Annotated in this window: 23 protein-coding genes; 16 read left to right on the top strand and 7 right to left on the bottom strand. The window is 62.2% G+C overall.

Translation table 11 applies throughout. The annotated features are described in order from the left end of the window. Positions 1–119: 119 nt before the first annotated feature. Positions 120–1,547 carry a PLP-dependent aminotransferase family protein gene (locus ACGYK7_RS00545; protein WP_394398021.1) on the bottom strand — a complete coding sequence of 476 codons (1,428 nt, stop codon included), beginning with the start codon at positions 1,545–1,547 and terminating at the stop codon, positions 120–122. Here ACGYK7_RS00545 and ACGYK7_RS00540 point away from each other — a divergent pair. The 5 genes from ACGYK7_RS00540 to ACGYK7_RS00520 all read left to right on the top strand — a co-directional run bounded on the left by ACGYK7_RS00540 (position 1,546) and on the right by ACGYK7_RS00520 (position 6,705). After that, on the top strand, positions 1,546–2,058 hold the full coding sequence (locus ACGYK7_RS00540) for an Lrp/AsnC family transcriptional regulator (protein ID WP_394398019.1): 513 nt from the start codon (positions 1,546–1,548) through the stop codon (positions 2,056–2,058). The genes ACGYK7_RS00545 and ACGYK7_RS00540 overlap by 2 nt on opposite strands. A 128-nt stretch (positions 2,059–2,186) precedes the next feature. Next, positions 2,187–3,671 (top strand): NAD-dependent succinate-semialdehyde dehydrogenase, encoded by a 1,485-nt coding sequence (locus tag ACGYK7_RS00535; RefSeq protein ID WP_394398017.1) that lies wholly within the window; start codon positions 2,187–2,189, stop codon positions 3,669–3,671. A gap of 48 nt (positions 3,672–3,719) precedes the next feature. Beyond that, positions 3,720–5,090 carry an aspartate aminotransferase family protein gene (locus ACGYK7_RS00530; protein ID WP_394398015.1) on the top strand — a complete coding sequence of 457 codons (1,371 nt, stop codon included), beginning with the start codon at positions 3,720–3,722 and terminating at the stop codon, positions 5,088–5,090. A gap of 287 nt (positions 5,091–5,377) precedes the next feature. After that, a complete protein-coding gene (locus ACGYK7_RS00525; RefSeq protein ID WP_394398013.1) occupies positions 5,378–6,349 on the top strand; it encodes a PleD family two-component system response regulator in 972 nt (323 codons plus the stop codon). Next, a complete protein-coding gene (locus ACGYK7_RS00520) occupies positions 6,346–6,705 on the top strand; it encodes an Hpt domain-containing protein (protein ID WP_394398011.1) in 360 nt (119 codons plus the stop codon). Before ACGYK7_RS00525 ends, ACGYK7_RS00520 begins: the two co-directional genes overlap by 4 nt. A gap of 86 nt (positions 6,706–6,791) precedes the next feature. Here ACGYK7_RS00520 and ACGYK7_RS00515 read toward each other — a convergent pair whose 3' ends face one another. The 3 genes from ACGYK7_RS00515 to ACGYK7_RS00505 all read right to left on the bottom strand — a co-directional run bounded on the left by ACGYK7_RS00515 (position 6,792) and on the right by ACGYK7_RS00505 (position 12,035). Next, positions 6,792–7,163: a response regulator gene (locus tag ACGYK7_RS00515; RefSeq protein WP_067261066.1), complete on the bottom strand. Its 372-nt coding sequence runs from the start codon at positions 7,161–7,163 to the stop codon at positions 6,792–6,794. A gap of 12 nt (positions 7,164–7,175) precedes the next feature. Further along, the gene (locus ACGYK7_RS00510) at positions 7,176–8,828 is read right to left on the bottom strand and encodes an ATP-binding protein (protein WP_394398009.1); all 1,653 of its coding nucleotides are present in this window, start codon (positions 8,826–8,828) and stop codon (positions 7,176–7,178) included. 153 nt (positions 8,829–8,981) lie between these two features. Further along, positions 8,982–12,035: a CHASE domain-containing protein gene (locus tag ACGYK7_RS00505; protein WP_394398007.1), complete on the bottom strand. Its 3,054-nt coding sequence runs from the start codon at positions 12,033–12,035 to the stop codon at positions 8,982–8,984. On the opposite strand from ACGYK7_RS00505, the gene ACGYK7_RS00500 reads away from it, so the two are divergent. From ACGYK7_RS00500 to ACGYK7_RS00490, 3 genes are all read left to right on the top strand, one after another. Then, on the top strand, positions 12,030–12,398 hold the full coding sequence (locus tag ACGYK7_RS00500) for a hypothetical protein (RefSeq protein WP_394398005.1): 369 nt from the start codon (positions 12,030–12,032) through the stop codon (positions 12,396–12,398). The genes ACGYK7_RS00505 and ACGYK7_RS00500 overlap by 6 nt on opposite strands. A 66-nt stretch (positions 12,399–12,464) precedes the next feature. Continuing rightward, positions 12,465–14,078, top strand: a complete 1,614-nt coding sequence (locus ACGYK7_RS00495) for a GMC family oxidoreductase (protein WP_394398003.1) — start codon at positions 12,465–12,467, stop codon at positions 14,076–14,078. 3 nt (positions 14,079–14,081) lie between these two features. Next, entirely contained in the window at positions 14,082–15,047 is a 966-nt protein-coding gene (locus tag ACGYK7_RS00490; RefSeq protein ID WP_394398001.1) for an NAD(P)H-dependent flavin oxidoreductase, read from the top strand. 26 nt (positions 15,048–15,073) lie between these two features. On the opposite strand, the gene ACGYK7_RS00485 is transcribed toward ACGYK7_RS00490, so the two are convergent. Then, complete coding sequence (locus ACGYK7_RS00485) at positions 15,074–15,937, bottom strand: TIGR00730 family Rossman fold protein (protein WP_394397999.1); 864 nt, start codon at positions 15,935–15,937, stop codon at positions 15,074–15,076. Between the two features lie 173 nt (positions 15,938–16,110). On the opposite strand from ACGYK7_RS00485, the gene dapD reads away from it, so the two are divergent. From dapD to ACGYK7_RS00450, 7 genes are all read left to right on the top strand, one after another. Further along, the gene (dapD, locus tag ACGYK7_RS00480) at positions 16,111–16,938 is read left to right on the top strand and encodes a 2,3,4,5-tetrahydropyridine-2,6-dicarboxylate N-succinyltransferase (RefSeq protein ID WP_067261075.1); all 828 of its coding nucleotides are present in this window, start codon (positions 16,111–16,113) and stop codon (positions 16,936–16,938) included. A 57-nt stretch (positions 16,939–16,995) separates the two neighbouring features. After that, a complete protein-coding gene (locus ACGYK7_RS00475; protein ID WP_394397997.1) occupies positions 16,996–17,250 on the top strand; it encodes a GlsB/YeaQ/YmgE family stress response membrane protein in 255 nt (84 codons plus the stop codon). A 74-nt stretch (positions 17,251–17,324) separates the two neighbouring features. Continuing rightward, complete coding sequence (locus tag ACGYK7_RS00470) at positions 17,325–17,663, top strand: hypothetical protein (RefSeq protein WP_394397995.1); 339 nt, start codon at positions 17,325–17,327, stop codon at positions 17,661–17,663. Between the two features lie 101 nt (positions 17,664–17,764). Next, positions 17,765–18,910, top strand: coding sequence for a succinyl-diaminopimelate desuccinylase (gene dapE, locus ACGYK7_RS00465; protein ID WP_394397993.1), 1,146 nt, complete (start codon positions 17,765–17,767; stop codon positions 18,908–18,910). Further along, a complete protein-coding gene (locus ACGYK7_RS00460) occupies positions 18,907–19,476 on the top strand; it encodes a TIGR04282 family arsenosugar biosynthesis glycosyltransferase (RefSeq protein WP_394397991.1) in 570 nt (189 codons plus the stop codon). The genes dapE and ACGYK7_RS00460 overlap by 4 nt, the downstream gene beginning before the upstream one ends. 32 nt (positions 19,477–19,508) lie before the next feature. After that, entirely contained in the window at positions 19,509–21,779 is a 2,271-nt protein-coding gene (gene rnr, locus ACGYK7_RS00455) for a ribonuclease R (protein WP_394397989.1), read from the top strand. A 101-nt stretch (positions 21,780–21,880) separates the two neighbouring features. Beyond that, positions 21,881–23,179 (top strand): lytic murein transglycosylase, encoded by a 1,299-nt coding sequence (locus ACGYK7_RS00450; RefSeq protein WP_394397987.1) that lies wholly within the window; start codon positions 21,881–21,883, stop codon positions 23,177–23,179. 33 nt (positions 23,180–23,212) lie between these two features. On the opposite strand, the gene ACGYK7_RS00445 is transcribed toward ACGYK7_RS00450, so the two are convergent. Together ACGYK7_RS00445 and ACGYK7_RS00440 are read right to left on the bottom strand one after the other, a co-directional pair. Further along, positions 23,213–24,607 (bottom strand): aspartate aminotransferase family protein, encoded by a 1,395-nt coding sequence (locus ACGYK7_RS00445; RefSeq protein ID WP_394397985.1) that lies wholly within the window; start codon positions 24,605–24,607, stop codon positions 23,213–23,215. Positions 24,608–24,682: 75 nt separating this feature from the next. Beyond that, on the bottom strand, positions 24,683–25,384 hold the full coding sequence (locus ACGYK7_RS00440; RefSeq protein WP_394397983.1) for a GntR family transcriptional regulator: 702 nt from the start codon (positions 25,382–25,384) through the stop codon (positions 24,683–24,685). A gap of 145 nt (positions 25,385–25,529) precedes the next feature. Between ACGYK7_RS00440 and ACGYK7_RS00435 the strand changes: the two genes are divergently transcribed. Then, positions 25,530–26,615 carry a polyamine ABC transporter substrate-binding protein gene (locus ACGYK7_RS00435; RefSeq protein ID WP_394397981.1) on the top strand — a complete coding sequence of 362 codons (1,086 nt, stop codon included), beginning with the start codon at positions 25,530–25,532 and terminating at the stop codon, positions 26,613–26,615. Positions 26,616–26,650: the final 35 nt, after the last annotated feature.

The following is a 26,650-nucleotide window of genomic DNA, read 5'->3' as shown; positions in this document are numbered from 1 at the left end:
CATTTATTGCCCGCGCAGCACAAAGGCCGCAGCGAAACTAATGTCCTGACTGCTAGATCATTTAAACCGATCCCAATCATGTCAATGTGAATATTGATCCATGACAATTTGGGCCGCTCTCACAGTCCTTCCGCCCTACCCCTGTTGCGTAATCTTGCATCGATCATGCGAATCCCACGGGCGAATTCGGGAAAGGATTGCCCCCCGATTGAGACCCGCAGCCCCGGGTGGCGGTCGGGCGGGCCGATGGCGAAACTGGCCCCGTTGGCCACGGCGACGCCGCTTTCGCGGATGGATTTGACCAGGTCGGCCTCTTCGTAAATGTCATGACAGGGCAGCCAGAGGTGCAGCCCGTTCGAACTGGTCCGCATGTCGAGGCCGCGAAACACATTGGCGGCGAAATCGGCGCGGTCGCGCAGGGCCAATTGCTGACGGTTGAGCAAGGTTTCGGCGGTGCCTTCCTCGATCCAGCGCCCGGCGATCTCGGTCATCATATTTGTGGCCATCCAACTGGTCACCATATGCCGGTTGGCCGCCGAGGCGCAGAAGTGATCCGGCACCACCAGATAGCCGACCCGCAGCCCCGGCAGCAGACATTTGGTAAGGCTGGTGAAATAGAGCACCCGTTCCGGGGCCATCGCCGCCATCGGCGGCGGCGGCGCGTCTTGCAGCGGCCCCCATGATTGGTTTTCGATGATCAGCAGGTCATGGCGTCTTGCCACCTCGATCACCGCGGCGCGGCGGCTTTCCGTCATGGTAAAGGCCAGCGGATTGGCCCCATTGGGGATCAGGTAGACAGCCTTCACCGGTTCTTTCGCGCAGATCCGCTCCAGCCCGTCGGGGCAGATGCCGCCCGCGTCGACGGTCACCCCTTGCAGGCGGATGCCCAGAAAACGGGCGAGGGGGCGCAGGGTATGATGGCCGATGTCTTCGCTGACGATCAGATCGCCCGGTTGCGCCGCCGTCATCATCGCCACGGTCATCGCGCTGGTGCTGCCGTTGGTGGGCACCACCGCCATCCCCTCCAGATCCAGCCCGCAGAGCGAGAGCCAGCGCCGCGCCGCGCTGCTGCTGTCCCCGGCGCGGAGGTCTTGGCGAAACCCGCCCATCATCGCGCGGGGCAGGGAACGGGCCATGGCGCGGAGCGTCTTTTGCATCGCCTCTTCATGGGCGTGATCCAGCACTGGTTTCAGGATCGACATATCCAGCAACCGCCCGGCGGCCTTGCGGCTGACGAAGGGCATGGAGATCTCATCGCTCGCCGCGCGCACGAAAGTGCCGCGACCCACCTCTCCGACGATCTTGCCCGCCTCGACCAGCTTGTCATAGGCGCGGCTGACGGTCTGCACGCTGAGAGACAGGTCAAAGGCCATCTGGCGCTGTGTCGGCAAGCGGTCTCCGGGTTTGAGCACGCCGTTCTGTATTGCCGTTTCAATCGCCTGAACGAGTGAACGATAGGCAGGACGGGTCAGGGATCCGGGGTCTGGGCGCCATTTTGTCATGATCTGGATGATCACCACAATCATGACAATTGACAAGTCCGGCATGCGCTCGCATGAAGCGGATATGAGCTTTGTCAAACTCGATAAGCGCGATATCGCGGTGCTGTCGATCCTCTCTCGCGAGGGGCGCATCGCCAAATCTGCGCTTGCCGACAAGGTCAACCTGAGCGCCACCGCCTGCGGCGAACGGCTGTCGCGGCTGGAGGCTGCGGGCATTATCACCGGCTATCAGGCCCATGTCGCCCTGCGCCGCATCGCCCCGCATGTCACTGTTTTTGTGCAGGCCGAATTGGGCAACCACCGGGCCGAGGCGTTTCAGCGTTTTGAGGCCGTGATCGCGCAGCATGATGAGATCGTGCAGTGCTGGGCCTTGGGTGGCGGCTTTGACTATCTGCTACAGGTCGTCACCCGCGACATCGACAGCTACCAACGTCTGATGGATGCGCTGTTGGACCAGCAGGCCGGGCTGAGCCGCTACTTTACCTATGTCGTCACCAAATCGGTCAAATCTGCACCGCTGCCGCTGTCGCTGCTGCTGCCCGAGGGCGAAAGCTAAGCCGCCGTAGTTTTTCCGGCGGGCCGGGGGCCGCGCCGCAAAACCTCCTGCGGATCGGCTGATATTCGGTCAAACCCGCGCCGCATCCTGTCTTACCTTCGGGGCAATTCATCCCAAGGAGGTGCCCGATGACCAAGATGATCCCAACCCCTGCCGATGGTCTGCCTGCGCTGTCGCGGGGCGCACTGGCCCGCCACTTTGCCTATGTCGATGGCGCATGGGTCGCGGGGGCGCGGAGCGATGATTTCAACGTGACCGACCCGGCCAGCGGCGCGGTACTGGGCGCGGTGGCCAAGCTTAGCGCCGAAGATAGCCGCGGCGCGGTGGATGCCGCACATGCCGCCTTCCCCCATTGGTCGGGCCTGTTGCCGCAAGAGCGTGGCGCGATCCTGCGCCGCTGGCGCGACCTGATGCTGGAGAACCGCGAGGATCTGGCGCGGATCATGACCGCCGAACAGGGCAAACCCATCTCCGAGTCGCGTGGTGAGATCGACTATGCCGCCTCCTTCTTCGAGTTCTATTCCGAAGAGGCCCGCCGCCCCAACATCGAGGGCGTCACCTCGCATCTGCCCGACGCCGAGGTGGAAATCTGGCGCGAGCCGGTGGGCGTGGCCGCGCTCATCACGCCGTGGAACTTCCCCTCTGCCATGCTGACCCGCAAGGCGGGGGCGGCGCTGGCGGCGGGCTGCACCGTGGTGGCGCATCCTTCGGCAGAGACGCCGTTTTCGGCGCTGGCGCTGGCCGAATTGGGCGAACAGGCGGGGCTGCCCAAGGGGGTGTTCAACGTCGTCACCGGGGAGGCGCCCGAGATCGTGAAGCCGTGGATGGAAGACAATCGGGTGCGGGCCATCTCTTTCACCGGCTCTACCGAGATCGGCAAGCTGCTTTACCGTCAGGCATCGGATTCGGTGAAACGTCTGGTGCTCGAACTGGGCGGCCATGCGCCCTTCATCATGTTCGACGATGCCGATATGGACCGCGCCGTCGAAGAGGCGATCAAGGCCAAGTTCGCCACCTCCGGTCAGGACTGCCTCGGCGCGAACCGCTTTTTCATTGCCCGCGACAGCTATGCCACCTTCTGCGCGCGGTTCACCGCAGCAACGCAGGCGCTGACCGTGGGTATCGGTGCGGATGATCCCGACATCGGGCCGTTGATGAACGAAAAGGCCGTGGCCAAACAAGAAGAACACGTCAAAGATGCGCTTGACCGTGGGGCGCGGCTGCTTTGTGGTGGCAAGCGTCACGCGGCAGGGCCGTTGTTCTTTGAGCCAACGGTGCTGGCGGATGTGCCAGCGGATGCGCTGATCATGCGCGAGGAAACCTTTGGCCCCGTGGCCGCCATCGCGGCCTTCGACAGCGAGGATGAGGCGATTCATCGGGCCAATGACACGGAGTATGGGTTGGTGGCCTATGTCCACAGCCAAGACCCGCGCCGCATCTACCGCGCCAGCCGGGCGCTCTGTTTCGGCATGGTGGCGGTGAACCGCACCAAGGTGACCGGCGCGCCGATCCCCTTTGGCGGCACGAAACAATCGGGGATTGGGCGCGAAGGATCGCGGCTGGGGCTCGAAGCCTTTACGGAAGTCAAATACGTCTGCCGTGACTGGGCCTAAGATTTAAAGGATACGGCGCAAAGCCGCGCCGGAAGAAAGGAAAGACCAATGCTGAAGAACGATATGCTCGAACAATGGGACCGTGAGAATTTTTTTCACCCCTCCACCCATCTGGCGCAGCACGCGCGCGGCGAAAGCCCGACCCGTGTGATCAAGACCGCCAAGGGCAGCCATATCACTGACCGCGACGGCAATGAATTGCTCGACGCTTTCGCGGGCCTCTACTGTGTGAACGTGGGCTATGGCCGCACCGAGATCGCCGAGGCGATTGCCGAACAGGCGCATGAACTGGCCTATTACCACTCTTACGTCGGCCATGGCACCGAGGCGAGCATCACCCTGTCCAAGATGATCCTCGACCGCGCGCCCGAAGGCATGAGCAAGGTCTATTTCGGCCTCGGCGGCTCGGACGCGAATGAGACCAACGTCAAGCTGATCTGGTATTACAACAACATCCTTGGCCGCCCCGAGAAGAAGAAGATCATTTCGCGCTGGCGTGGCTATCACGGCTCGGGCCTCGTCACCGGCTCGCTCACCGGGTTGGAGCTGTTCCACAAGAAATTCGACCTGCCGCTGGCGCAGGTGGTCCACACCGACGCACCCTATTACTACCGCCGCCCCGATGCCAAGATGAGCGAAGCGGAGTTCACCGCCCATCTGGTGGGCGAGTTGGAAGCGCTGATCGAACGCGAAGGGGCCGACACCATCGCCGCCTTCATCGGGGAGCCGGTTCTGGGCACCGGGGGCATCGTGCCGCCGCCCGAGGGCTATTGGGCTGCCGTGCAAGAGGTGTTGAATAAGCATGACATCCTGCTGGTCGCGGATGAGGTTGTCACCGGCTTTGGCCGTCTGGGCTCGATGTTCGGCTCGGACCACTACGGGATGAAGCCTGATCTGATCACCATTGCCAAAGGGCTGACCTCGGCCTATGCGCCGCTGTCGGGCTCCATCGTGGGCGACAAGATGTGGAAGGTGTTGGAGCAGGGCACGGATGAGAACGGCCCCATCGGCCACGGCTGGACCTATTCGGCCCACCCCATCGGCGCGGCCGCGGGGATCGCGAACCTCAAGCTGATCGACGATCTGAAGCTGATCGAGAATGCCTCGGACGTGGGCGGCTATCTGAATGCGCAGATGAAGGCGGCCTTGGGCGACCACCCAAAGGTGGGCGACATCCGCGGCGAAGGGATGCTCTGCGCCGTGGAACTGGTCGCAGACCGCGATGGCCGCACGCCCTTCGATCCCGCACGCAAAGTGGTGCCGACCATCGTCGGCGATATGGTCAAGGCCGGTGTCATCGCCCGCGCCATGCCCCAAGGCGACATCATCGGTTTCGCGCCGCCCTTCTGCCTGACCCGCGAGGAAGCGGATAAAGTCGTGGGGGTCACCGCCGACGCGATCAAGGCGACCTTGGGCTAAGGCTTAAAGCTAGGAGACACTGGACCGGCCCGGCGGAAACGTCGGGCCGTTTGAATTGGAGGGAATCACACCCCGCGAGAGGTCTCGCTCTGACCGATCAGAAATGAAGAAACCGTAAAGAGGGCCGTTTGTCGGGCTAAATCGCCCCGATAAGGAAACAGTGCCCCGGTTTGTCGCCTATTTACTAAGAATTCGCCAAAATTAGGCCACAGTTCCCAGAGAAATTGGAAGAAAGCAGCGGTCCGTCCAATTTGGGGCCCAAAGATTTTGATCTGTGGAGAGATGTAATGAGAATTCTGGCGGTAGATGACGATCCGATTATCCTCGAATTGCTTGGGCAATTTGTAGAGATCATCGGCGCGCATGAACTGACGACCGCCCCATCGGCTCTGCATGCGGTTGACATGTTGGGCGATCCCAACCTTGGGCCGATCGATTGCTTCATGCTCGATATTCAGATGCCGGGCATGGATGGGATCGAACTGGCGCAGCACATCCGCAATTCGGCGCGCCATGCCGATACGCCGATCCTGATGCTCACCGCGATGTCCGACAAGCGCTATATCGACGCGGCCTTTGCCGCCGGGGCAACCGACTATGTGACCAAGCCTTTCGAGATTGCCGAACTCAAAGCCCGCATCGGGCTGGTCGAAGGCATGGTGAAAGAGCGTCAGCAGCGGACCAAAAAGATCTTCGCCGCCAAGTCCATCGCCGATCAGGCGACGCATATGGAGCTGTTCGAGCCGGTCCCGATCTATGACGTGGACAATGTGATCGACTATACCGCGATGGAGAACTACGTCGCCCAACTGTCGCGCAGCGCGCTTTTCGGCTCCACCGCCTTTGCCTTCACCATCCGCGAGGTCGACGCTTTCCACGCGACGATGACCTCTTTCGAGTTCTATAGTCTTGTCTCCGATGTGGCCGAGATCTTGGCCGACACGCTCGTCGATCATCAGGTGCTGATGTCTTACGCGGGCAATGGCACCTTCGTTTGTGTCACCGAGAGCGGCTGGCGTCCGAATATGGGCGGTTTGATGGATGCGGTTAACTTTGAGTTGTCTCAAACCGAATTGTTCGACAATAATGGCGAGCGTGTTCACCCGCGTGTCAGCGCGGGAGAGGCCGTGCGGCTGATCTGGAAGAGCGGCAATTCCGTCATGGATGCGCTGGCACAGGCCCATGCGAGTGCAGAAGCCGCCAGTGAGGCGCATACCAGATCGCTCAATGACTTTTGGCAGAATGATCAACAGGCATGACTAAAATGTTAGCGGAACTTCCCGGCATAGAGCGCATCAGGCAGCGCTTTGTCGAAATGCTGGACGAGCGTCAGACGCTGATCGCAACCCATGGGTTGGCCGCCTGGGACGGGACCACCGTAGACGAAATCAAAAGCAATCTGGCCAGCGCACAGGCCATTTTACACCAGATCGCAGGCAGCGCCGGGTCGCTCGGCTTTGAAGAGTTGGGCCGTCTGGCGCGCAAATGCGAAACGCAGATTGTCGAGCATCTGGCCGGGCCGTGCGCCAACCACGCGGATTGCCCGATCGAGATCATCTCGGAACTGGATGGGTTCGTCGCCCATTGCCGGCAGGAAATCGACACCCACGCCTAAGGGCGCGGCGACCGGTGGGTCGATCCAAAACTTACTGACAATTTATCGCAAACCCGACCGGCAGGGCAGGCCAAAGGCAAGTTGGCTCAGCCTGCCTGCATTGCCGCCTTGACCTGATCCGCCAGCGAGATCGGATCGAAGGGTTTGCTGATCACGTCAGCCGCCCCCAGATCGCGCAGCTCTTCGATCTCATTGTGCTGGGCGCGGGCGGTCATGAAGATCGCGGGCACGTCGCGCAGGCTTTCCATCTCGCGCATTTTCTCAAGCGTCTGGCGACCGGTCATGCCGGGCATCATCATATCGAGCAGGATCACGTCGGGCGTGTAGGACTGAACTTGATTCAGCGCCGCTTCCCCGGTCTCGCATTGGACGACGTCGAAATCGCCGCTCAGCTCAAGCGCCATCAGCGCGATTTCACGAATATCGGCGTCATCCTCGACGTGCAGCAGTTTGATCATTCCATACTCTCTCTAGGAGGCTTCGCGCAGCAACGCAGCCGGTTCCTCTGCCGCTACCTGAGAATTTTTCTTCGGCAGGGTAAAGTAAAATGTCGTACCAAATCCCTCGCGGCTGTCAAAACCTATTTTGCCGCCGAGATTCTCGACGATGGCTTTGCAAACGCTAAGGCCCAGCCCGGTGCCGCCTTTGTCGGCCCGGTTGGAATTGGACAGATCGGCAAACCGCTGGAACACCTTGTGCTGCTCCGAAGCCGGAATGCCGGGGCCACGGTCCGCCACGGAGACGCGCAATTCGTCGTCATTCTCTTCGGCGCGAATGGTCACGCGCTCCCCGGGTTTGGAGAATTTGGCGGCGTTCGACAGGAAGTTCGTCAGCACCTGAATGACCCGGTTCGGGTCCGTGGTGACCTTGTTCAAGTCCTCCGTCCCTTCGACCTGAATGCGCACACCATGGCGCTGTTCCAGTGAGGCATTGGCGGCGCTGGTCTCGTGCAGGAGTTCCGCGATGTCGACTTCCTCAAGATTAAATTCCAGCCGCCCGTTCGAGATTTTCTCAAGATCGAGGATGTCGTTGATGATCAGCACAAGCCGGTCGGCGTTGCGGTGAGAAATCTCAAGCAAGGCACGCGCCTTGCTGGGCAATTCGCCCGCCGCCCGCGACAAGAGCAGCCCCATGGAGCCCTTGATCGAGGTCAGAGGCGAGCGTAGCTCGTGACTGACCATCGAGATGAACTCCGACTTCATCCGCTCTTCGTCGATGATATCCGAAATATCATGCAGCATGATCAAGAACCGCCCCGCCGAGCCGCCGGTGGGCAGCAGCTTGATCGTAACTTGGAAATGGTTGCCGAACAGTTGCGTGTCGAACTGCGTCATTGCTTTGCCCGACTTTTTCAGCGCGCGGCAGGCGTCGATCAGGGCCGGGTTGTCGCTTTCCTCGGTCAGGGTTTCGAGCGTTTTGCTACGATAGCTGTCCTTGCTCCAACCCGTGTGGCCCATCGCGACGCGGTTCATGTAGCTGAACCGCTCTGTCTCGGCGTCGACGATCCAGATATCGTCGCGCAACTCATAGAGCGTTTCCGCCGTGTCGCGTTCGGCCAGAAGTTCCTTGGCGTGGGTCACATCGGTACGGGCCGAGATCGACCCGGTCCAAGCGCCCTTTCTGTCGAAAAGTGGCATCACGGTGCACTGCGTCTGGATCACCCGGCCATCGGCGCAGCGCAGCGGGGTTTCGCCCTGCCACGTCTTGCCTGCCATCAAGGCGGCCCGGATCTCTGCGGCGAGTTCGCGGAACTCTTCTTGGTAAAGCATCGACACAGGCTGGCCGATCAATTGGTCGCGGGTGTAGCCCGTCAGTTCGATGAAACGGTCGTTGACCTGTTCCAGCATCCCGCCCGTATCCACGATGTTCACAATGGCATGGCTGTCGAATACTCTAAGCCTTTGTTCGATATCTGAATTATCGGCAGGAGTCTGTGAGTTCGGTTGCAATGCGGTCGCGGCAAAGGGCGTAAGCCCCGCCAGAATGATCGCACCGACGACGGGGATAACCTCCCCCATTTGGCCCGCGAAAAGTGCGGATGTTGCGGTGTACCAGCTGCCGGAAATGGCAGTGCCCAGAAGAAATGTGGCGGCGGTACGCTTGGTAAATGGCTTTGACGACACTTGGAATTCCTCGCCCCGAAGCGGACATGCTTCAAACTATAGCATGACTTGTGCGTTGTAATTTAATCAAAATGCCAGAGCATATTGGCAATAATATGGCATGTCGCACTTTAGCGTCACTTCGCCAAAATGCCACGGTTTATGATGCGCCGGTCAGGAAGCGCGCGCAGTTGTTCCTGTGATTGAGTTGACCACCGAGCTGATCCCGCTCCGTGATTTGACAAGGTTGATCTCCACGCGGGGGTCGGGTTCGCGGTTGTTGTCCGCGGAAAGGCTGATGATCTTGGCAGCAGGATGCAGGCGAATGATGTCTTCCAGCAAAGAGCGTGCGTCGCCGTCGGGCAGGGACCAATCAAGGATCACGACGTCGAGTTCGTCTTGGCCGATCAACTGTCGGGCTTGGGCGAGGTTGGTGACATTGGTCACCTCTGCCACGCTGTCCAACCCGGTGCGGATCACCTCGGCAAAGTCGATGTCGTCTTCGATATGCAGCACGCGCAGCTTGGTGTCCCGCTCCTCTGCTTCCGCGTCGGGGCTGGCGGGCGTTTGCGCGGTCTGCGCCTCGGCGATGGGGCAGGTGAACCAAAAGACGGTGACGCCGTTGGGGATGCTTTCGAAGCCGATGGTGCCGCCTTGGCGCTTGATGATCTGCCGCGTGATGTTCAGCCCCAGCCCGGTGCCGCCCTTGGCGCGGGTGTCAGAGCCGTCGGCCTGCGAGAAAGCCTGAAAGATGCGCGGCCGGAAGTTTTCCGGCACGCCGGGGCCGGTATTCTGGATAAAGACGATGGCCCGGTCCCCCAGCCGCTCGGCGCGGATTTGCACCTCGCTCTCGGCATCGGAGTATTTACAGGCGTTCGAGATCAGATTGGCCAGCACCTGCCGGGTGCGGCTTTCATCCACCCGAACCGTCAGCGGCTTGTCGGGCAGTTGCAGGCCCAAGGTGTTGTTATGGGTGATCGCAAAGGGCGACATTTCGTTGACCGAGTCGGCGATCACCTTGTTCAGATCGACATCGTGGAAGTCGAACTGCACCTCGCCGGATGAAATCTTTTCAAGGTCGAGAATGTCGTTCACGATATGCGACAGCCGGTCGGCATTGCTGCGCGCAATGTCGATCAGGCGGATATGCGCGGGGAGGAAGCGGCTGTCGTCCGAAGTGTCGATCAGCCCCAAAGCGCCCTTGATCGAGGTCAGCGGCGTGCGCAGCTCATGGCTGACGGTCGAGACGAATTCGCTCTTGATCTGCTCCAGCTTCTTTTGGTCGGTGATGTCGTTGATCTGCACGATAAAGACATAGCCGCGCGTGTTCTTGTCAAAGGTCCATGAGACGTTGAACAGGCCCCAGCGTTCATAGCCCAGCTTGTGGGTGATGCGGTATTCGGCCTGATAGTTCTGCGAACTGCGGGAATCGACCAGCCCGCGCACCTCACCGTAGAGCTTTTTCAGATCGCCCTCGGGCATGAGATCGCCCAGTTTGGTGTTCGACAAAAGCTCTTCTTCGCTATAGCCGCAGAGGGTGCAAAGCGCGCTGTTGACGCTGTTGAACACGCCGCCTTCGCCCAAGATCGCCATGCCCACCGGGGCCGCGGCCAGCACTTGGCGAAACCGCCGCTCGCTGGTTTCAAGCGCGTTGCGGGCGTGGACGATGTCGGTCACATCGGTCTGGGTGCCGACCATCCGCAGGGCGGTGCCGTTTTCATCGCGTTCGGTCACCACCGCGTCGGAGCGCATCCAGCGCCATTCGCCGGTGCCGATTTTCAGCCGGTATTCGGTGACGGAACGTTGTTGCTGCCCCGAGATACAGGCCTGATCGGTCTGGGTCAGCAGGGGAAGGTCATCGGGGTGAACGCGTTTGAGGAATTCCCCCTGCGGGTCGGGCAGCCGCTCGAAATCCGCCATCCCCAGAATGCGCCGCCATGTGTCGGACACCTCGGATTTGCCGGTGCGCAGGTCGATGTCGAAAACCCCGATCTGCGCGCCTTCGAGGGCGAGGTCATAAAGTGCCTTGTTCCGCGCAAGCTCATCCTGCACCGCCAGTTCCGAGGTCAGGTCACGCACGATTGCGGTCACCCGCCGGTCGCCCGTGTGGGTGGTCCAATTGTTGCGTTGCAGATCAAGCTTGAGGTCTTGGCCAAAGCAGGTCTTGCCCGCCGCGTTGACCTGTTCGTGGTCGTGATCCTCAACCAGATCGGTGACGAGGTCGCCGAACTCCATCCCCTTGAGCGCCTCATGCCCATAGCCAAAGCAGACCAGCGCCGCTTGGTTGGCAAAGAGCACCCGGTCATCGCTGTCGAGCAAGAAGATGGGCGTGACCGCATTCTCGATAACGGCGCGGTTTTCCTCTTCATGGGCGTCGATCTGGCGTTCGCGCAGCACGGCAAGCTCGCTCAGCGCGGCGCTGCGCTGGCGCAGGCTGCGGAAGGCCACGAAGAACAGGATCGCCAGCAGGATGCCCGAGATCAGCAGGATTTCCGGCACCGCGCTATGGGTGGCGCGATCGAAGCTGGCGGTGCTGATATGGACAACGGTCCAAGGGCGGCCAAAGCGCTCGATGGTCTGGGTGATGCTGTGGTGGCCGGAGGCGACGCCTTCGGGCGTGCTGTCGAAGATTCGGCTTTCGGGGGCCGTGGTCAGCCCATCGTAGACTTGGATGTCATAGGACTCTCCCTGAGCCGGGGTCAGCCCCGACAGCAGGTTCGCCCCGACAAAGGGCGCATAGACCCAACCGATGAAACCGGCGGTCTCCTGCGCCGGGCTGTTCTCGGCGGCATAGACCGGGCGCAGCAGCAGGAAGCCGGGCTGGCGCGTCTTGTCCTGCACCAGCAGGATGCGCGGCGTCAGCTTCGGCTCTCGCGTCTCGCGGGCGCGCAGGGCGGCGCGGCGGCGGTCTTCGTTAAAGCTGATATCAAGGCCCACAGCCTCGGCATTCGGGCCTTGGGGGTAGATGTACTGGATCACCATCTTCTCGGCATTGCCGGTGTCGGGGTGGATGCGGAAATCCTCGATCCCGAGGGCGGTGACCTTTTCGATGAATGACTCTTCGGTGCCTCGGGCGACGGGGGCGACAAAGCCGATGCCGTTGATGCCGGGCAGAAAGCTGTCGATCTCAAGCGTGTCGACGTAATGCGCGAAGTCATTTGCCGTCACCTCGTCCGAGGCGTTCATGAAGGCGGCGATGCCATTGAGGCTTTGCAGATAGGTATGCATCCGCGCATCAAGGCTTTGCAGGCTTTCCTCGGCGATGCGGTCAAAGGCCCGTTCGGCGGCGGCATCATTGCTGCGATTGCCGTAAAGGAACACCCCAAAGGTGATGGCGAGACATCCGAGAAAGAGTATGAATTCGGGTCGCCGCACCAGTTCAAGCCTTTGTTTCTGGCCACCAATTGGCGGCAAAGTCTTTCCCCCGAAATGAACGTCGCGCATCGCGGGAGGAATATGTCCAATCCGGCCATATTCACTCATGGGTCGAAAAAATCAACAAACGGATTCGCCGCACATGCAAAGCGCGGTGAATGTGGCTTTGCGGCAAAAGCCGTAGAAGCGGGGGGCGATTTACGGCAGGGATTGTGACCCGTCGCCGCGCGCTCTACCAATGACGGGCCGGGGAGGCGGGACAGATTATCGGGAGAGAGCAGCATGAATGACGAGACCCAGCTAGAGGGCCGCTATGATTATATCATTGTAGGTGCGGGCACCGCGGGCTGTGTCTTGGCCAACCGTCTCAGCGCCGATCCGGCCAATCGGGTTCTGCTGCTCGAAGCCGGGGGGGATGACAATTATCACTGGGTGAAGGTGCCGGTGGGATATCTTTACTGTATCGGCAACCCGCGCACGGATTGGATGATGAAAACTGCGCCCGAGGCGGGGTTGAACGGGCGCTCGCTGGCCTATCCGCGGGGCAAGGTGCTGGGCGGCTGCTCTTCGGTGAACGGCATGATTTACATGCGCGGGCAGGCGGCGGACTATGACCACTGGCGGCAACTGGGCAATGCCGGGTGGAGCTGGGACGACGTGCTGCCCTATTTCCTGAAATCCGAGGATCACCATGGCGGGCGCAGCGAGATGCACCGCGCGGGGGGCGAGTGGAAGGTCAGCAAGCAGCGCCTGCGGTGGGATATTCTGGAGGCCGTGCAAGACGGCGCGCGGGAGTTAGGGATCGAGCCGCGGGCCGATTTCAACGATGGCGACAACGAAGGTTCGGGCTTTTTCGAGGTGAACCAGAAGGGCGGCGTGCGTTGGAACACGGCGCGCGGTTTCCTGCGCCCTGCGATGAAGCGGCCCAACCTGCGCGTGATCACCCATGCCCATACCGATGGGCTGGTCTTGGACGGCAAGCGCGTCAGCGGTGTGCGCTTCACCCATCAGGGCCGCGCGATGCGCGCCGAGGCCGAGGGCGAGGTGTTGCTGTCGGCAGGGGCGATCAATTCGCCCAAGATCCTTGAGCTTTCGGGGATCGGGCGGGGTGACCTTTTGAGCGGCATGGGGATCAACACGCTGCATGATCTGCCCGGCGTTGGGGAGAACCTTCAGGACCATTTGCAAATCCGCACTGTCTACAAGGTGCAGAACACCAAAACGCTCAACACGATGACCCATTCGATCTGGGGCAAGGGCCGGATGGGGTTGGAATACCTCTTGCGCCGCAGCGGTCCCTTGGCGATGGCGCCCAGCCAGTTCGGCATGTTCACCAAATCCGACCCCGCGCTGGAAACGCCGGATCTGGAGTATCACGTGCAGCCGCTGTCGACCGACAAGCTGGGTGATCCGCTGCACCCTTTCCCGGCGATCACCGTCTCGGTCTGTAACCTGCGCCCCGAAAGCATCGGCTTTTGCCATCTCACCAGCCGCGACAGCGCGGTGCAGCCCGATATCCGGCTGAATTACCTTTCCGCCGAGAACGACAAACGCGTGGCGGTCACGGCGATGAAACAGGCACGGCACATCATGACAGCCAAGGCGCTGCACCCCTATGCGCCCGAGGAAATTCTGCCCGGCCCCGCCGTTCAGAGCGACGAAGACCTGCTCGACAAGGCGCGCGACATCGCCACGACGATTTTCCATCCCGTCGGCACCTGCAAGATGGGCAGCGATCCGATGGCGGTGGTCGATAGCGATCTGCGGGTGCATGGCTTGGGCGGCCTGCGTGTGGTTGACGCGTCGATCATGCCCAAGATCGTCTCGGGCAACACGGCGTCGCCGACGGTGATGATCGCCGAGAAGGCTGCCGATGCTATTCTGGCGGGGCGGTAGGCGATGCTGACCACGCGGCTGACCAAACGGCTGGGGATTGACCATCCGATTGTCCAAGCGCCGATGGCCTTCGCCGCCGGCGGGCGGCTCGCCGCGGCGGTTTCGGGTGCGGGCGGTTTGGGGATGATCGGCGGCGCCTATGACGCAGGCGATTGGATCGCCGAGCAGATGGATATGGCGGGCAACCAATCGGTCGGCTGCGGTTTCATCACATGGAAGTTGCGGGAGCATCCGCACGCGCTGGAACAAGCGCTCGACCATGATCCGGCAGCGATCTTCCTTTCCTTCGGCGACCCGGCAGAGTTCATCCCCGCGATCCGCGCAGCGAAGGTGCCGTTGATCTGTCAGGTGCAAACCCTGCGCGATGCCGCCCATGCGATTGATCTGGGGGCCGAGATCATCGTGGCCCAAGGGGCCGAGGCTGGCGGCCACGGCGAGAAACGCGCGACCTTTACCCTTGTGCCCGAAGTCGCGGATCACATCGCCCGCCATGCGCCCGAGGTGCTGCTCTGCGCCGCAGGCGGCGTGGCGGATGGGCGCGGATTGGCGGCGGCGCTGATGCTGGGGGCCGACGGCGTGGTCGTTGGCTCGCGCTTCTGGGCCTCGGCAGAGGCGCTGGTGCATCCCGCGATGCTAAAGGCCGCGATCAAGGCCAGCGGCGACGACACGCTGCGCAGCACCGTGACCGACATCATGCGCGGCTATGATTGGCCCAAACGCTACACGGGTCGTGTTCTGCGCAACGATTTCACCGATCGCTGGCATGACGACCCCGACGGGCTGCGCGCCGCACTGGCGCAGGAGTTGCCGCGCTGGCAGGCAGCAGTGGCAGCGGGCGATGCGCGCACCGCCAACGCCTTTGTCGGAGAGGTGGCCGGGTTGATCGGCGCGGTCAGCCCCGCCGCTGATATCCTGCACGATATCGTCCGAGGGGCCGAAGCGGCCTTGGATCAGACCTTTACCCGGTGACGGGGCTGGGGGCGGGGAAAGGCGGCTCAACCGTGATCTTCGACCTCTTCGCGGCCCGGCACATGTTCGCGGGCGGGGGCGGTTTCCCATTTGTCGATCACCTCCATCGCCTCATCCGCGCTCTCGACAAAGCGGAACAGGTCGAGGTCTTCGGGCGAGATCGTGCCCGCATCGGCCAGCGCGTCCCAGTTGATAATCTTTTCCCAGAATGCGCGCCCGAACAGCAAGAAGGGCACCCGGTTCATCCGCCCGGTCTGGATCAGCGTCAGCGCCTCAAAAAGCTCGTCCATAGTGCCGAAACCACCGGGGAAGACGCAGATCGCGCGGGCACGCATTAGGAAATGCATCTTGCGGATCGCGAAATAGTGGAAGTTGAAGCAAAGCTCGGGCGTGACATATTCGTTGGGCGCCTGCTCGAACGGCAGCACGATGTTGAGCCCGATGGAATGGCCGCCCGCGTCCAGCGCGCCGCGGTTGCCCGCCTCCATCACACCCGGCCCGCCCCCCGTGACGATGACATTCTCGGTGCCGCCGCTTTCCATCGACTTTTCGGTCATCAGCCGGGCAAAGGTGCGCGTCTCGTCGTAAAAGCGCGACAGATCGGCCAGCGTCTTGGTCCGGGCGGTGTGTTTCTCGGCCGGTTCGGGAATGCGCGCCCCGCCAAAGAGCACGATGGTCGATTGGATGCCATGGGCGTCCAGCAGCAGTTCGGGCTTGAGCAGTTCCAGTTGCAGACGCACCGGGCGCAACTCGTCGCGGCACATGAAGTCATCGTCGGTAAAGGCCAGACGATAGGCCGGCGCGCGGGTTTGCGGCGTGTCGGGGGCGTCTTGGGCTTTGGCACGGTCTACATTGGCGCGGCGCAGGGGGTGGCGGTGTTCGTCGGTCATCCTCGGGTCTTTCCTTGGTCTGGGGCTTGGCTCAGGTGGCGCGATGGCCGCTTAGGTCAAGATGCCCTGTTGTTCGGTGAATGACCACGCCCCTCATCGCCCGGCAATTGCACCCTAGGCAGTGCAAGGCTATAGCCCTCAAAAGGCCTTTTCATCATTCGGAGACTTGCCCCATGTCCAACGCCCAACTTGAAACCGCCATCGAAGCCGCTTGGGATACCCGCGATCAGATCACATCCGCCACCACTGGCGAAGTGCGCGACGCCATCGAAGAGACGCTGAACGCGCTCGACAGCGGCAAGCTGCGTGTGGCGGAAAAGCAGGACGACGGTCAGTGGCACGTCAATCAGTGGGCCAAGAAGGCCGTGCTGCTGGGCTTCCGCATCAAGGACATGGAGCACCAGGAAGGCGGCCCACAGGGCGCCGGCTGGTGGGACAAGGTCGACAGCAAGTTCAAGGGTTGGGGCGATGCCGAGTGGAAAGAGGCCGGTTTCCGCGCCGTGCCGAACTGCGTGGTGCGCCGTTCGGCCTATATCGCGCCGGGCGTGGTGCTGATGCCGTCTTTCGTGAACATCGGCGCCTATGTCGACTCTGGTACCATGGTCGACACATGGGCCACCGTCGGCTCCTGCGCCCAGATCGGCAAGAACGTGCACCTGTCGGGCGGCGTCGGCATCGGCGGCGTGCTGGAGCCGATGCAGGCCGGGCCGACCATCATCGAAGACAATTGCTTCATCGGCGCGCGCTCGGAAGTCGTCGAAGGCTGCATCGTGCGCGAAGGCTCGGTGCTGGGCATGGGCGTCTTCATCGGCCAGTCGACCAAGATCGTCGACCGCGAGACCGGTGAGATCATGTATGGCGAAGTGCCTGCAGGCTCTGTCGTTGTGGCGGGCACCATGCCGTCGAAGAACAACGTGAACCTTTACTGCGCCGTGATCGTAAAGCGGGTGGATGCCAAGACCCGCTCCAAAACCTCGATCAATGAGTTGCTGCGCGACTGATCGGAACCAAATGCCCCGTCATGGCGTTGAGACCTGAATTCAAAGGAGATTGACGACATGACGGGTATCGGTTGGTTTGCCGCAATCATCGTGGGCGGCCTTGCGGGCTGGATCGCGGAAAAGATCATGAAATCGGACATGGGTCTGATCATGAACATCATCCTCGGCATCGTGGGTGCCTTGGTCGCGAACTGGCTCTTGATGCTGATCGTCGGCAGCACGCTCGGCGGTTGGTTCGGTCAGTTGGTGGTGGGTGTCATCGGTGCCTGCCTGCTGATCTGGGTCACACGGTTGGTCCGCGGCAAGACCTAAGGGTAGGGGCGTGGCCCCTTTCCAAGTCTGAGCGAAAAGGTTAGGGCTGCCGAAAGCAATCGGCGGCCCTTATCATGTCTGAACCCAAGAAAACCAAGAAACCCTCGCGCCAGCAGGTCTTTACCCTTTTGGTTCAGATTGGCCGCAAGGAGGGTGATGGCCTGCCCGACAAGGCCACCGGTGCTGCGCTGATGTGTTTCGCCTCCGGCATTGATGAGGCCGAAGCTGTGCGCGAGACGGTGGCAATCCTCAAACAGGCCGATACCAACCCGCTGGACGTGACCGGCTATGGCACGCTGGAAGAGCGCGAAGCGGAAGGTCAGGAAATCGACGCCGAGGAGCGCGCCCTGATGCAGCGCGCGCTTGAGGAGAATTCGGTTATCGTCGCGCAAATGACCCCCTTTTACGACTGACCCGCGCCCCACACGGGGAATTGCAATGCGCCCCCTTGGCATCGGCGCGATTTGCCCACACAAGTTACCGGACAAGCGATAACCCCTGAAAAGGAGCCGATATGTCCGGTCTCGACCCTGTTGATCTCACCGCGAAACTGGTGCGCTGCGCCTCTGTCACCCCTGCGAACGACGGGGCGTTGGAAGTGCTCGAAGAGGTGTTGGACGCGGCGGGTTTCGACTGTACGCGCGTCGACCGGGGCGGCATCTGCAACCTTTTTGCCCGCTGGGGCAACAAGGGCGACACCAAGTCTTTCGGCTTCAACGGCCATACCGATGTCGTGCCCATCGGGGATGAGGCCGATTGGTCGATGCCCCCCTTCGGGGCCGAGATCAAAGACGGCATCATGTATGGCCGGGGCACCACGGATATGAAATCGGGCGTGGCGGCTTTCGTCGCGGCAGCGGTGGATTTCGCGAAGGACACACCGCCTGACGGCTCCATCGTACTGGCGATCACCGGGGATGAGGAGGGCGATGCCCTCGACGGCACCACGGCGCTATTGGACTACATGGCCGAAAACGGCGAGCGGATGGATGTCTGCCTTGTGGGGGAGCCGACTTGCCCCGAGACCATGGGCGATATGATCAAGATCGGGCGGCGCGGCTCGATGAACGCGCATTTCAAGGTGACGGGCAAACAGGGCCATGCCGCCTATCCGCACCGCGCCAACAACCCGCTGCCCGCAATGGTGCGGCTGATGGATCGTCTGGCCAGCCATGAGTTGGATCAGGGCAGCGATCACTTCGACCCTTCGACGCTGGCCGTGGTCACTGTAGACACCGGCAATAAAGCGACCAACGTGATCCCGGCGCAATGCCGTGGCGCGGTCAACATCCGGTTTAACGACCACCATTCGGGCGCGAGCCTCAGCGACTGGCTGCGGGGCGAGGCGGACAAAATCGCCGAGGAGTTCGGTCTGCAAGTGGAGGTGGAGATCACCATCTCGGGCGAGAGTTTCATCACCCCGCCGGGCGCGCTGTCCGATCTGGTCGCGGGCGCGGTTGAGGCTGAGACGGGCGTGCAGCCAGAGCTTTCCACCACCGGCGGCACCTCGGACGCGCGTTTCGTGAAGGCGCATTGCCCGGTGGTGGAATTCGGTCTGGTGGGGCAGTCCATGCACCAAGTCGATGAGCATGTGCGGGTCGAACATATCGAACAGCTCAAATCCATCTACGCGCGCGTGCTGCGGAATTATTTCACGTGAAACCAACGCTCATCGTCATGGTGAAAGAGCCGCGCCCCGGCCGGGTGAAAACCCGCCTGAGCCGCGACATCGGCATGGTTGGCGCGGCGTGGTGGTTTCGCCATCAGACCCGCCGCCTGCTGCGTCGGATCGAAGACCCGCGTTGGCAGGTGGTGCTGGCCGTCGCGCCCGATGTCGAAGGGGTGCAAAGCCGGGTCTGGCCCGCGCATCTGCCGCGCTGGCCGCAGGGCGGGGGCAACCTTGGTGATCGGATGGCGCGGATGTTGCGCCACACGCCGGGGCCGGCCTGCGTGATCGGGGCGGATATCCCGGGCATCACCCGCAGGGAACTGTCACGGGCCTTCGATGCGCTTGGCAACCATGACGCGGTGTTTGGACCTGCGCCCGATGGCGGCTATTGGCTCGTGGGGCTGAAGCACCCCCGCCGCGCGCCGCCCAGCCTGTTTGACGGGGTGCGCTGGTCCGGCCCCCATGCGCTGGCCGGCAGCCGCGCGACCTTGCCGGGCTACCGCATCGCCGAAGTCTCCACCCTGCGGGACGTGGACGAAATTCACGATTTGCCATGACGACAGGGGGGCTGCGTGCTACCTGCTGAGCTATGAGCAAGATACCCAGCAAATCCGAGATCCTCGACTGGATCGAACAGAACCCCACGCTGACCGCCAAGCGCGACATCGCCAAAGCCTTTGGCATCAAAGGCGCGGCGCGGATCGACCTGAAGCGCGTGCTGAAAGAGCTGGAGGCCGAGGGCCATCTGGAAAAGCGCAAGCGCAGCTATCAGGATCCCGACCGCCTGCCGCCGGTCTCGGTCTTGCTGGTCACGGGGCCGGACAGCGATGGCGATCTTTTTGCCAAGCCGATGGAGTGGCATGGCGAGGGGAAAGAACCCATCGTGCTGCTGATCCCGCGCGACAGCGACCCGGCGCTTGGCGAAGGCGACCGCATTCTGGCGCGGCTGACGCTGGTAAAAGGCGAAGATCATCACTATGAGGCGCGGCTCATTCGCCGCATCGGCTCCAACCCGCGCAAGGTGCTGGGCATCTTCCGCAAGGCTGCCGAAGGCGGGCGGATCGTCCCGATCGACAAGGGCACAGATCGCGAATGGCGCGTCGGTGCCGACCATACACATGGCGCGAAAGACGGTGAGTTGGTCGAGGCCGAGCAGGCCGGGCCCAAGGCGCGCATGGGGTCGCCCCGCGCGCGCATCGTCGAGCGGCTGGGCGACCCGTCCGAGCCGCGCGCCGTCTCGCTCATCGCGATCCACCAGCACGGCATACCCGACGATTTCCCGGACGACGTGATCGCGCAGGCCGACGCCGCCAAGCCGCAGGGGCTGAAGGGCCGCGAAGACCTGCGCGACCTGCCGCTCATCACCATCGACCCTTCGGATGCGCGCGACCATGACGACGCCTGCTATGCCCATGCCGACGACGACCCGAAGAACGAGGGCGGCCATGTGCTTTGGGTCGCCATCGCCGATGTCGCCGCCTATGTGACGCCCGGCTCGCCGCTGGACCGCGAGGCGCGCAAGCGCGGCAACTCCACCTATTTCCCCGACCGCGTGGTGCCGATGCTGCCGGATCGGCTTTCGGGGGATCTTTGCTCTCTGCACGAGGGCGTACCGCGTGCCTGTATCGCCGTGCGCATGGTGCTGGATGCCAAGGGCAACAAGATCGGTCATACGTTCCACCGGGGTCTCATGCGCTCGCCCGCCTCGCTGCATTACGAGGAGGTGCAGGACGCCATCGACGGCAATCCGAACGACCGCACCGGCCCCCTGCGGGAGCCTGTGCTTCAGCCGCTTTACGCCGCCTATGGCGCGCTGAAACAGGCCCGGGCCGAGCGCCAGCCGCTGGAACTGGACCTGCCGGAGCGCAAGATCGAGCTTGGCGCGGACGGCAAGGTAAAGTCGGTAAATTTCCGCGACCGGCTCGACGCGCATCGGCTGATCGAAGAGTTCATGGTCTTGGCCAATGTCGCCGCCGCCGAGACGCTGATCAAAAAGAAAACCCCGCTGCTGTTCCGCATCCACGAGGAACCCTCGCCGGAGAAGCTCGAATCCCTGCGCGAAACCGCGCAGGCGGCGGGCTTCACGCTGGCCAAGGGGCAGGTGCTGCAAACCGCGCATCTCAACCGGCTGCTGGATCAGGCGGCGGGGACCAATGACGCGGAGCTGATCAACCTCAGCACCCTGCGCTCGATGACGCAGGCCTATTACGGGCCGGCGCATATCGGGCACTTCGGCCTCGCGCTGCGCTCCTACGCGCATTTCACCTCGCCCATTCGCCGCTATGCCGACCTTATCGTGCACCGCGCGCTGATCACGGCGCATGGCTGGGGCAAGGACGGGCTGACGACCGAAGAGATCGAGGGGCTGGAGCAGACCGGCGCGCATATCTCCGACACCGAGCGCCGCTCGATGGTGGCCGAACGCGACACGACCGACCGTTACCTCGCGGCTTTCCTGTCGGAGCGCGTGGGCAATGAGTTCACCGGGCGGATCAGTGGCATCGCGCGTTTCGGCGCCTTCGTGAAGCTTGACGAGACCGGCGCCGACGGTCTGGTGCCGATGCGCTCGCTCGGGCGGGAGTATTTCCACCACGACGCCGAGGCGCAGACGCTGATGGGCTCGGACACCGGCATGACCATCGGCCTCGGCCAGCGGGTCACCGTGCGGCTGGCCGAGGCGGTCCCCGTGACCGGGGGCATCGCGCTGGAACTGCTCGAGATCGAAGACCAAAAGGTCAAACAGGGCGGGGGTGGGGGCCGCCGCAGCCCGGCGGGCCGTAGCAAGCCGCGCGGCAAGGCCGTGAAGGCCAAGCGCAAGAAGGACAAGATCAAGCGCAAAGTGACCCGCACCCGTCGCTGAAGCGGCAAACCGGCGGAGCTTCGCGGATGGCCGCTCCCCTCCCTTTCCACCGGGGCGGGGCGGGCATAGAATTTGCCGCAACTCTATGAGGTGAGGCGATTATGATCCGGCATTACGCGATGATTTCAGGCATTCTGGCGACCGCTGGCATGGGGGCGCCGGCCTTTGCGTCTGGCCCGGCTGAATCCCTGCGTCCCGCGCCGCGGGCGCCGCAGGCGGTGCTGGCCTCCGTGACACCAGCGCCGCAGGAACCCGCGGCAGAGATCAGTGGTGACGATGCCGGACTGCGCGTTTGGGTGAAAGAGTTTCGCCCGCGCGCCCTGCAACAGGGCATCGACCCGGATGTCTTTGACCGCGCGCTGGATACGGTCAGCTACGATGCGGAGGTGATCCGCCGCGACCGCAACCAGTCGGAATTCACCAAAACGATTTGGGATTACCTCGACACCGCTACCTCGGACCTACGGGTGCAGAACGGGCAGAAGGCGCTCGCGCAATGGCAGCGCACGCTGGAAGAAATCGAAGCGGAATATGGGGTCGAGAAAGAGATCGTCACCGCGATCTGGGGGCTGGAGAGCGCCTATGGCAGCTTCCGGGGCGGGGATCGGGTGTTGGATTCACTGGCCACCCTTGCCTATGACGCGCGGCGGGCGGAATTTTTCGAAGGCGAATTGCTCGACGCTCTGCGCATCCTACAGGCGGGCGATACCGATGCCGAACAGTTGCGCGGCTCTTGGGCGGGCGCGATGGGGCATACGCAGTTCATGCCCTCGTCCTTTCACGCCCATGCGGTCGATTGGGATGGCGACGGACGGCGCGACATCTGGGGGGATAACCCCAGCGATGCGCTGGCCTCTACCGCCGCCTATCTCAAGCATTTCGGTTGGACCGAGGGGCAGCCTTGGGGGGTCGAAGTGGCCTTGCCGGAAGGGTTCGACTATCTGCTAGCCGACCGCGCGGTGACCAAGACCGCGGCGGAATGGGCCGACCTTGGCGTCACCGCGCGCGAAGGTGGGGCGGTGCCGGATCATGGGCCCGCGTCGATCTTGCTGCCTGCGGGCGCAGAGGGGGCCGCCTTTATGATCTTCCCCAATTTCGCGGTGATCGAACGCTATAACACGGCGGATGCCTATGTCATTGGTGTGGGCCATCTGGCCGACCGTATCGGCGGGGCGGGGGAGATACAGCAAGAGTGGCCGCGCGAAGACCGCGCGCTGAGCTTTGATGAGCGGATCGAACTGCAGACCCTGCTGACCGATGCGGGCTTTGACACGCAAAAGATCGACGCCAAGATCGGCCCGCTGACCGTCAATGCCGTGCGCAGCTATCAAAAGGCCAAGGGGATCGCGCCGGACGGCTATGCCTCGCCCCGTCTGCTGGCCCGACTGCGCAAAGAGTGAGGGGTCGCCCCCGGTAGGGGGCAGCCCGATGTTTTAGGACGCGGCTTTAAGCATGTCCTTGTCTTTCAGATCGGCATAGGTCGCATCGAGCGCCTTGGTTGCCCGTTCGGCGAAGATCTTGATCTCTTCCGGGGTGATGACCAGCGGCGGAGAGATGATCATACGGTCGCCGACATGGCGCATCACCAGATTGTTGGCAAAGCAATGTTCGCGGCAAATGTATCCGGCAGTGCCGCTATCGGCGAATTTCGCGCGGCTTTCCTTATGCGGTGTCAGCGGGAGGGAGGCCATCAGGCCCGATACGTTCACCCCGCCCACCAGCGGATGCTCACCCAGCTTGTCCAACGCCTCTTTCAGCGCGGGGGCGGCGACGTTTTGCACATGCTCGACGATGTTCTCTTCCTGCATGATCCGCAGGTTTTCCAGTGCCACGGCGGCGCAGACCGGATGGCCGGAGTAGGTGTAGCCGTGGTTGAACTCGCAGGCGTTGATGACCTCGGCCACTTCGTCACAGACAATCGACCCGCCGATGGGCGCGTAGCCCGAGCTCAGCCCCTTGGCGATGGTCATGATATGCGGCTTGATGCCCATGGTTTGCGAGCCGAACCAATTGCCTGTCCGACCAAAGCCGCAGATCACCTCGTCGGCGATCAGCAGAATGTTGTGTTTGTCGCAAATGCGCTGAATCTCGGGCCAATAGGTGCTGGGCGGCACGACGACCCCGCCCGCGCCCTGAACCGGTTCGGCGATGAAGGCGGCGACCTTGTCTGCGCCCAGCTCATTAATCTTCGCTTCCAGCTCCTGTGCGCGTTTCAGGCCGAAGTCTTCGGGCGACATATCCCCACCTTCGGCATACCAATCGGGCTGACCGATGTGATGGATGCCGGGGATCGGCAGGCCACCTTGTTCATGCATATAGGTCATGCCGCCCAGACTGGCCGAACCGACCGAAGAGCCGTGATAGGCGTTCTTGCGGCTGATGACATGGCTCTTCTCGGGCTTGCCCTTTTGCGCCCAATAGGTGCGGACCATGCGCAGGTTGGTGTCATTCGCCTCTGACCCCGAACCGGCGAAAAAGACGTGGTTCAGATTACCGGGGGCCAGATCGGCCAGTTCCTTGGCCAACGCGATGGCGGGCACATGGGTCGTCTGGAAGAACGTGTTGTAATAGGGCAGTTCGTTCATCTGCCGCGCGGCGACCTTGCCCATCTCTTCGCGGCCATAGCCAAGGTTCACGCACCACAGCCCCGCCATCGCATCGAGAATCTCATTCCCTTCGCTGTCGGTCAGGTAGATGCCCTTGGCCCTTGTGATGATGCGCGCGCCCTTGTCACCCAGTTCATCATTGGTGGTGAAAGGATGCATGTGATGCGCCGCATCCAGCGCCTGAAGGTCTGCGGTGGGGAGGTGATTCGTGATGGGCGGCATGGCTGTGCACCTTCTATTTGCATGAAAAATGAGCTTAGCCGCAGAATATGATCAAATTATAGTATGTCAATCGAATCAACGCGGAACCGGCAGCCCATCGAGGGCTGCGCGAATTTGGGTCATTCCTTGGGCAACATCGCCCGCCATGACCTCACCCGCCAAAGCGGCGTCTCCCTCGGCAAAGGCCGCCAAAAGCTCGGCGTGTTTGTCGGGCAGATTGCTGGTGCCATAGCGCCCGCAAACCACCCGAAGCGAGGGGCCGAAACGCAGCCAAAGACGGTCTACCGTCGCGGCCATGATCGGCGCTTCGGCAAGGTCGTAAATCATCCGGTGAAAGCTGTAGTTCTGCATCAAATAGCCACCGACATCGCCCCGGTCGATGGCAAGGTTCAGCGCGCTGTCGCAATCTTTCAAAGCGTTCAAACGCTCTTCCGTCATGCGGTTTGCAGCACGTTTCGTCAGTTCCGGCTCCAGCGTTTCCCGCATGAATCCCAGCTCTTCCAGCCCCGCATGGGTCAGTTCCGGCACGGTGACCCGGCGGTTGCCCAAATGGGTCAGCGCCCCTTCGGATATCAGGCGGCGGATGGCCTCGCGCACCGGCGTCATGCCCGCCTCCAAAGCGGTCGTCAGACCTTGGATCGTGACCCCCTGTCCGGGGGCCAGATCGCCGAAGAGAATCATCTTGCGCAGGCGTTCGTAGACATGCTGATGGATCGGTGTCTTGACCGCCGCATCGGCGGCGGGAAGCAATCTCGAATCGGTTTTTTCTGAACCCATGGGAGCGGTCTTTCCGTCTTGTTTTGCCGTGTCTTGCAGCATTTCATCCTGCATGAAAGCATAAACCATCTTGCCCGAAGAGGCAAAACTTGATCAAATTGACGAAAGGTGGGGATCAACCCGACCTGTCTAACGGGAGTATGAAATGAAACATGTGCTACTAAGCAGCGTCGCCGTTGCCACCTTGATGGCAGGTGCCGCCACTGCCGAAACGGTTCGGGTTTACAACTGGTCCGACTATATCGACGAATCCCTGCTGGATAAATTCGAAGAAGAGACCGGCATCGAATTGGTCTATGACGTGTTCGACAGCAACGAGGTGCTGGAGACCAAAATGCTTGCCGGTGGGTCAGGCTATGACGTGGTCGTTCCCTCGGGCACCTTCCTGCAACGTCAGATCGTGGCCGGTGCATTCCAGCCGCTGGACACCTCCAAACTGCCCAATCTCGAAAACATGTGGGACGTGGTTTCCTCGCGGACCGAACAATATGATCCCGAGAACGCCCATTCGATCAACTATATGTGGGGCACCACCGGGATCGGCGTGAATGTCGGCAAGGTGAAAGAGCTTCTTGGCGACGATGCCCCGATCGACTCTTGGGATCTGGTTTTCGACCCGGCCAATATGGAAAAGCTGGCTGACTGCGGCGTGCATTTCCTTGACGCCCCGGCAGAGATGATACCTGCCGCGCTGAACTACATCGGCGAAGACCCCAACAGCCATGACCCCGATGTGATCGCGAAGGCCGAAGAGGTTTTCATGCCGGTCCGCCCCTATATCCAGAAGTTCCATTCTTCGGAATACATCAACGCCTTGGCCAACGGTGACGTCTGCGTCGCGGTGGGCTGGTCGGGGGATATCCTGCAGGCCCGTGACCGCGCGGCTGAAGCCGACAACGGTGTCGAAATCGCCTATAACGCCCCCTCCGAAGGTGCGCAGATGTGGTTTGACCAGATGGCCATCCCGGTCGACGCGCCAAACCCCGAGGGCGCGCATAAGTTCCTGAACTTCATCATGGACGCCGAGAATATGGCCGCCGCGTCGAACTATGTGTACTACGCCAACGGCAACAAAGCCTCGCAAGAGCATCTGGTCGAGGATGTGATCGGCGACCCGGCAATCTACCCCTCTGAGGCGGCGCTGAACAACCTGTTCACCACCACACCCTACCCGCCGAAAGTACAGCGCGTGGTGACCCGGCTCTGGACCAAGATCAAATCCGGTACCTGATCTGAGACAGGGGGTGCGGCCAGTCCGGTCGCGCC

The organism is Sulfitobacter sp. 1A15299 (assembly GCF_043556915.1).
Classification (GTDB): domain Bacteria; phylum Pseudomonadota; class Alphaproteobacteria; order Rhodobacterales; family Rhodobacteraceae; genus Sulfitobacter.
Note: the sequence above shows the minus strand (reverse complement) of the source record. Positions and strands in the feature narration are given on the sequence as shown.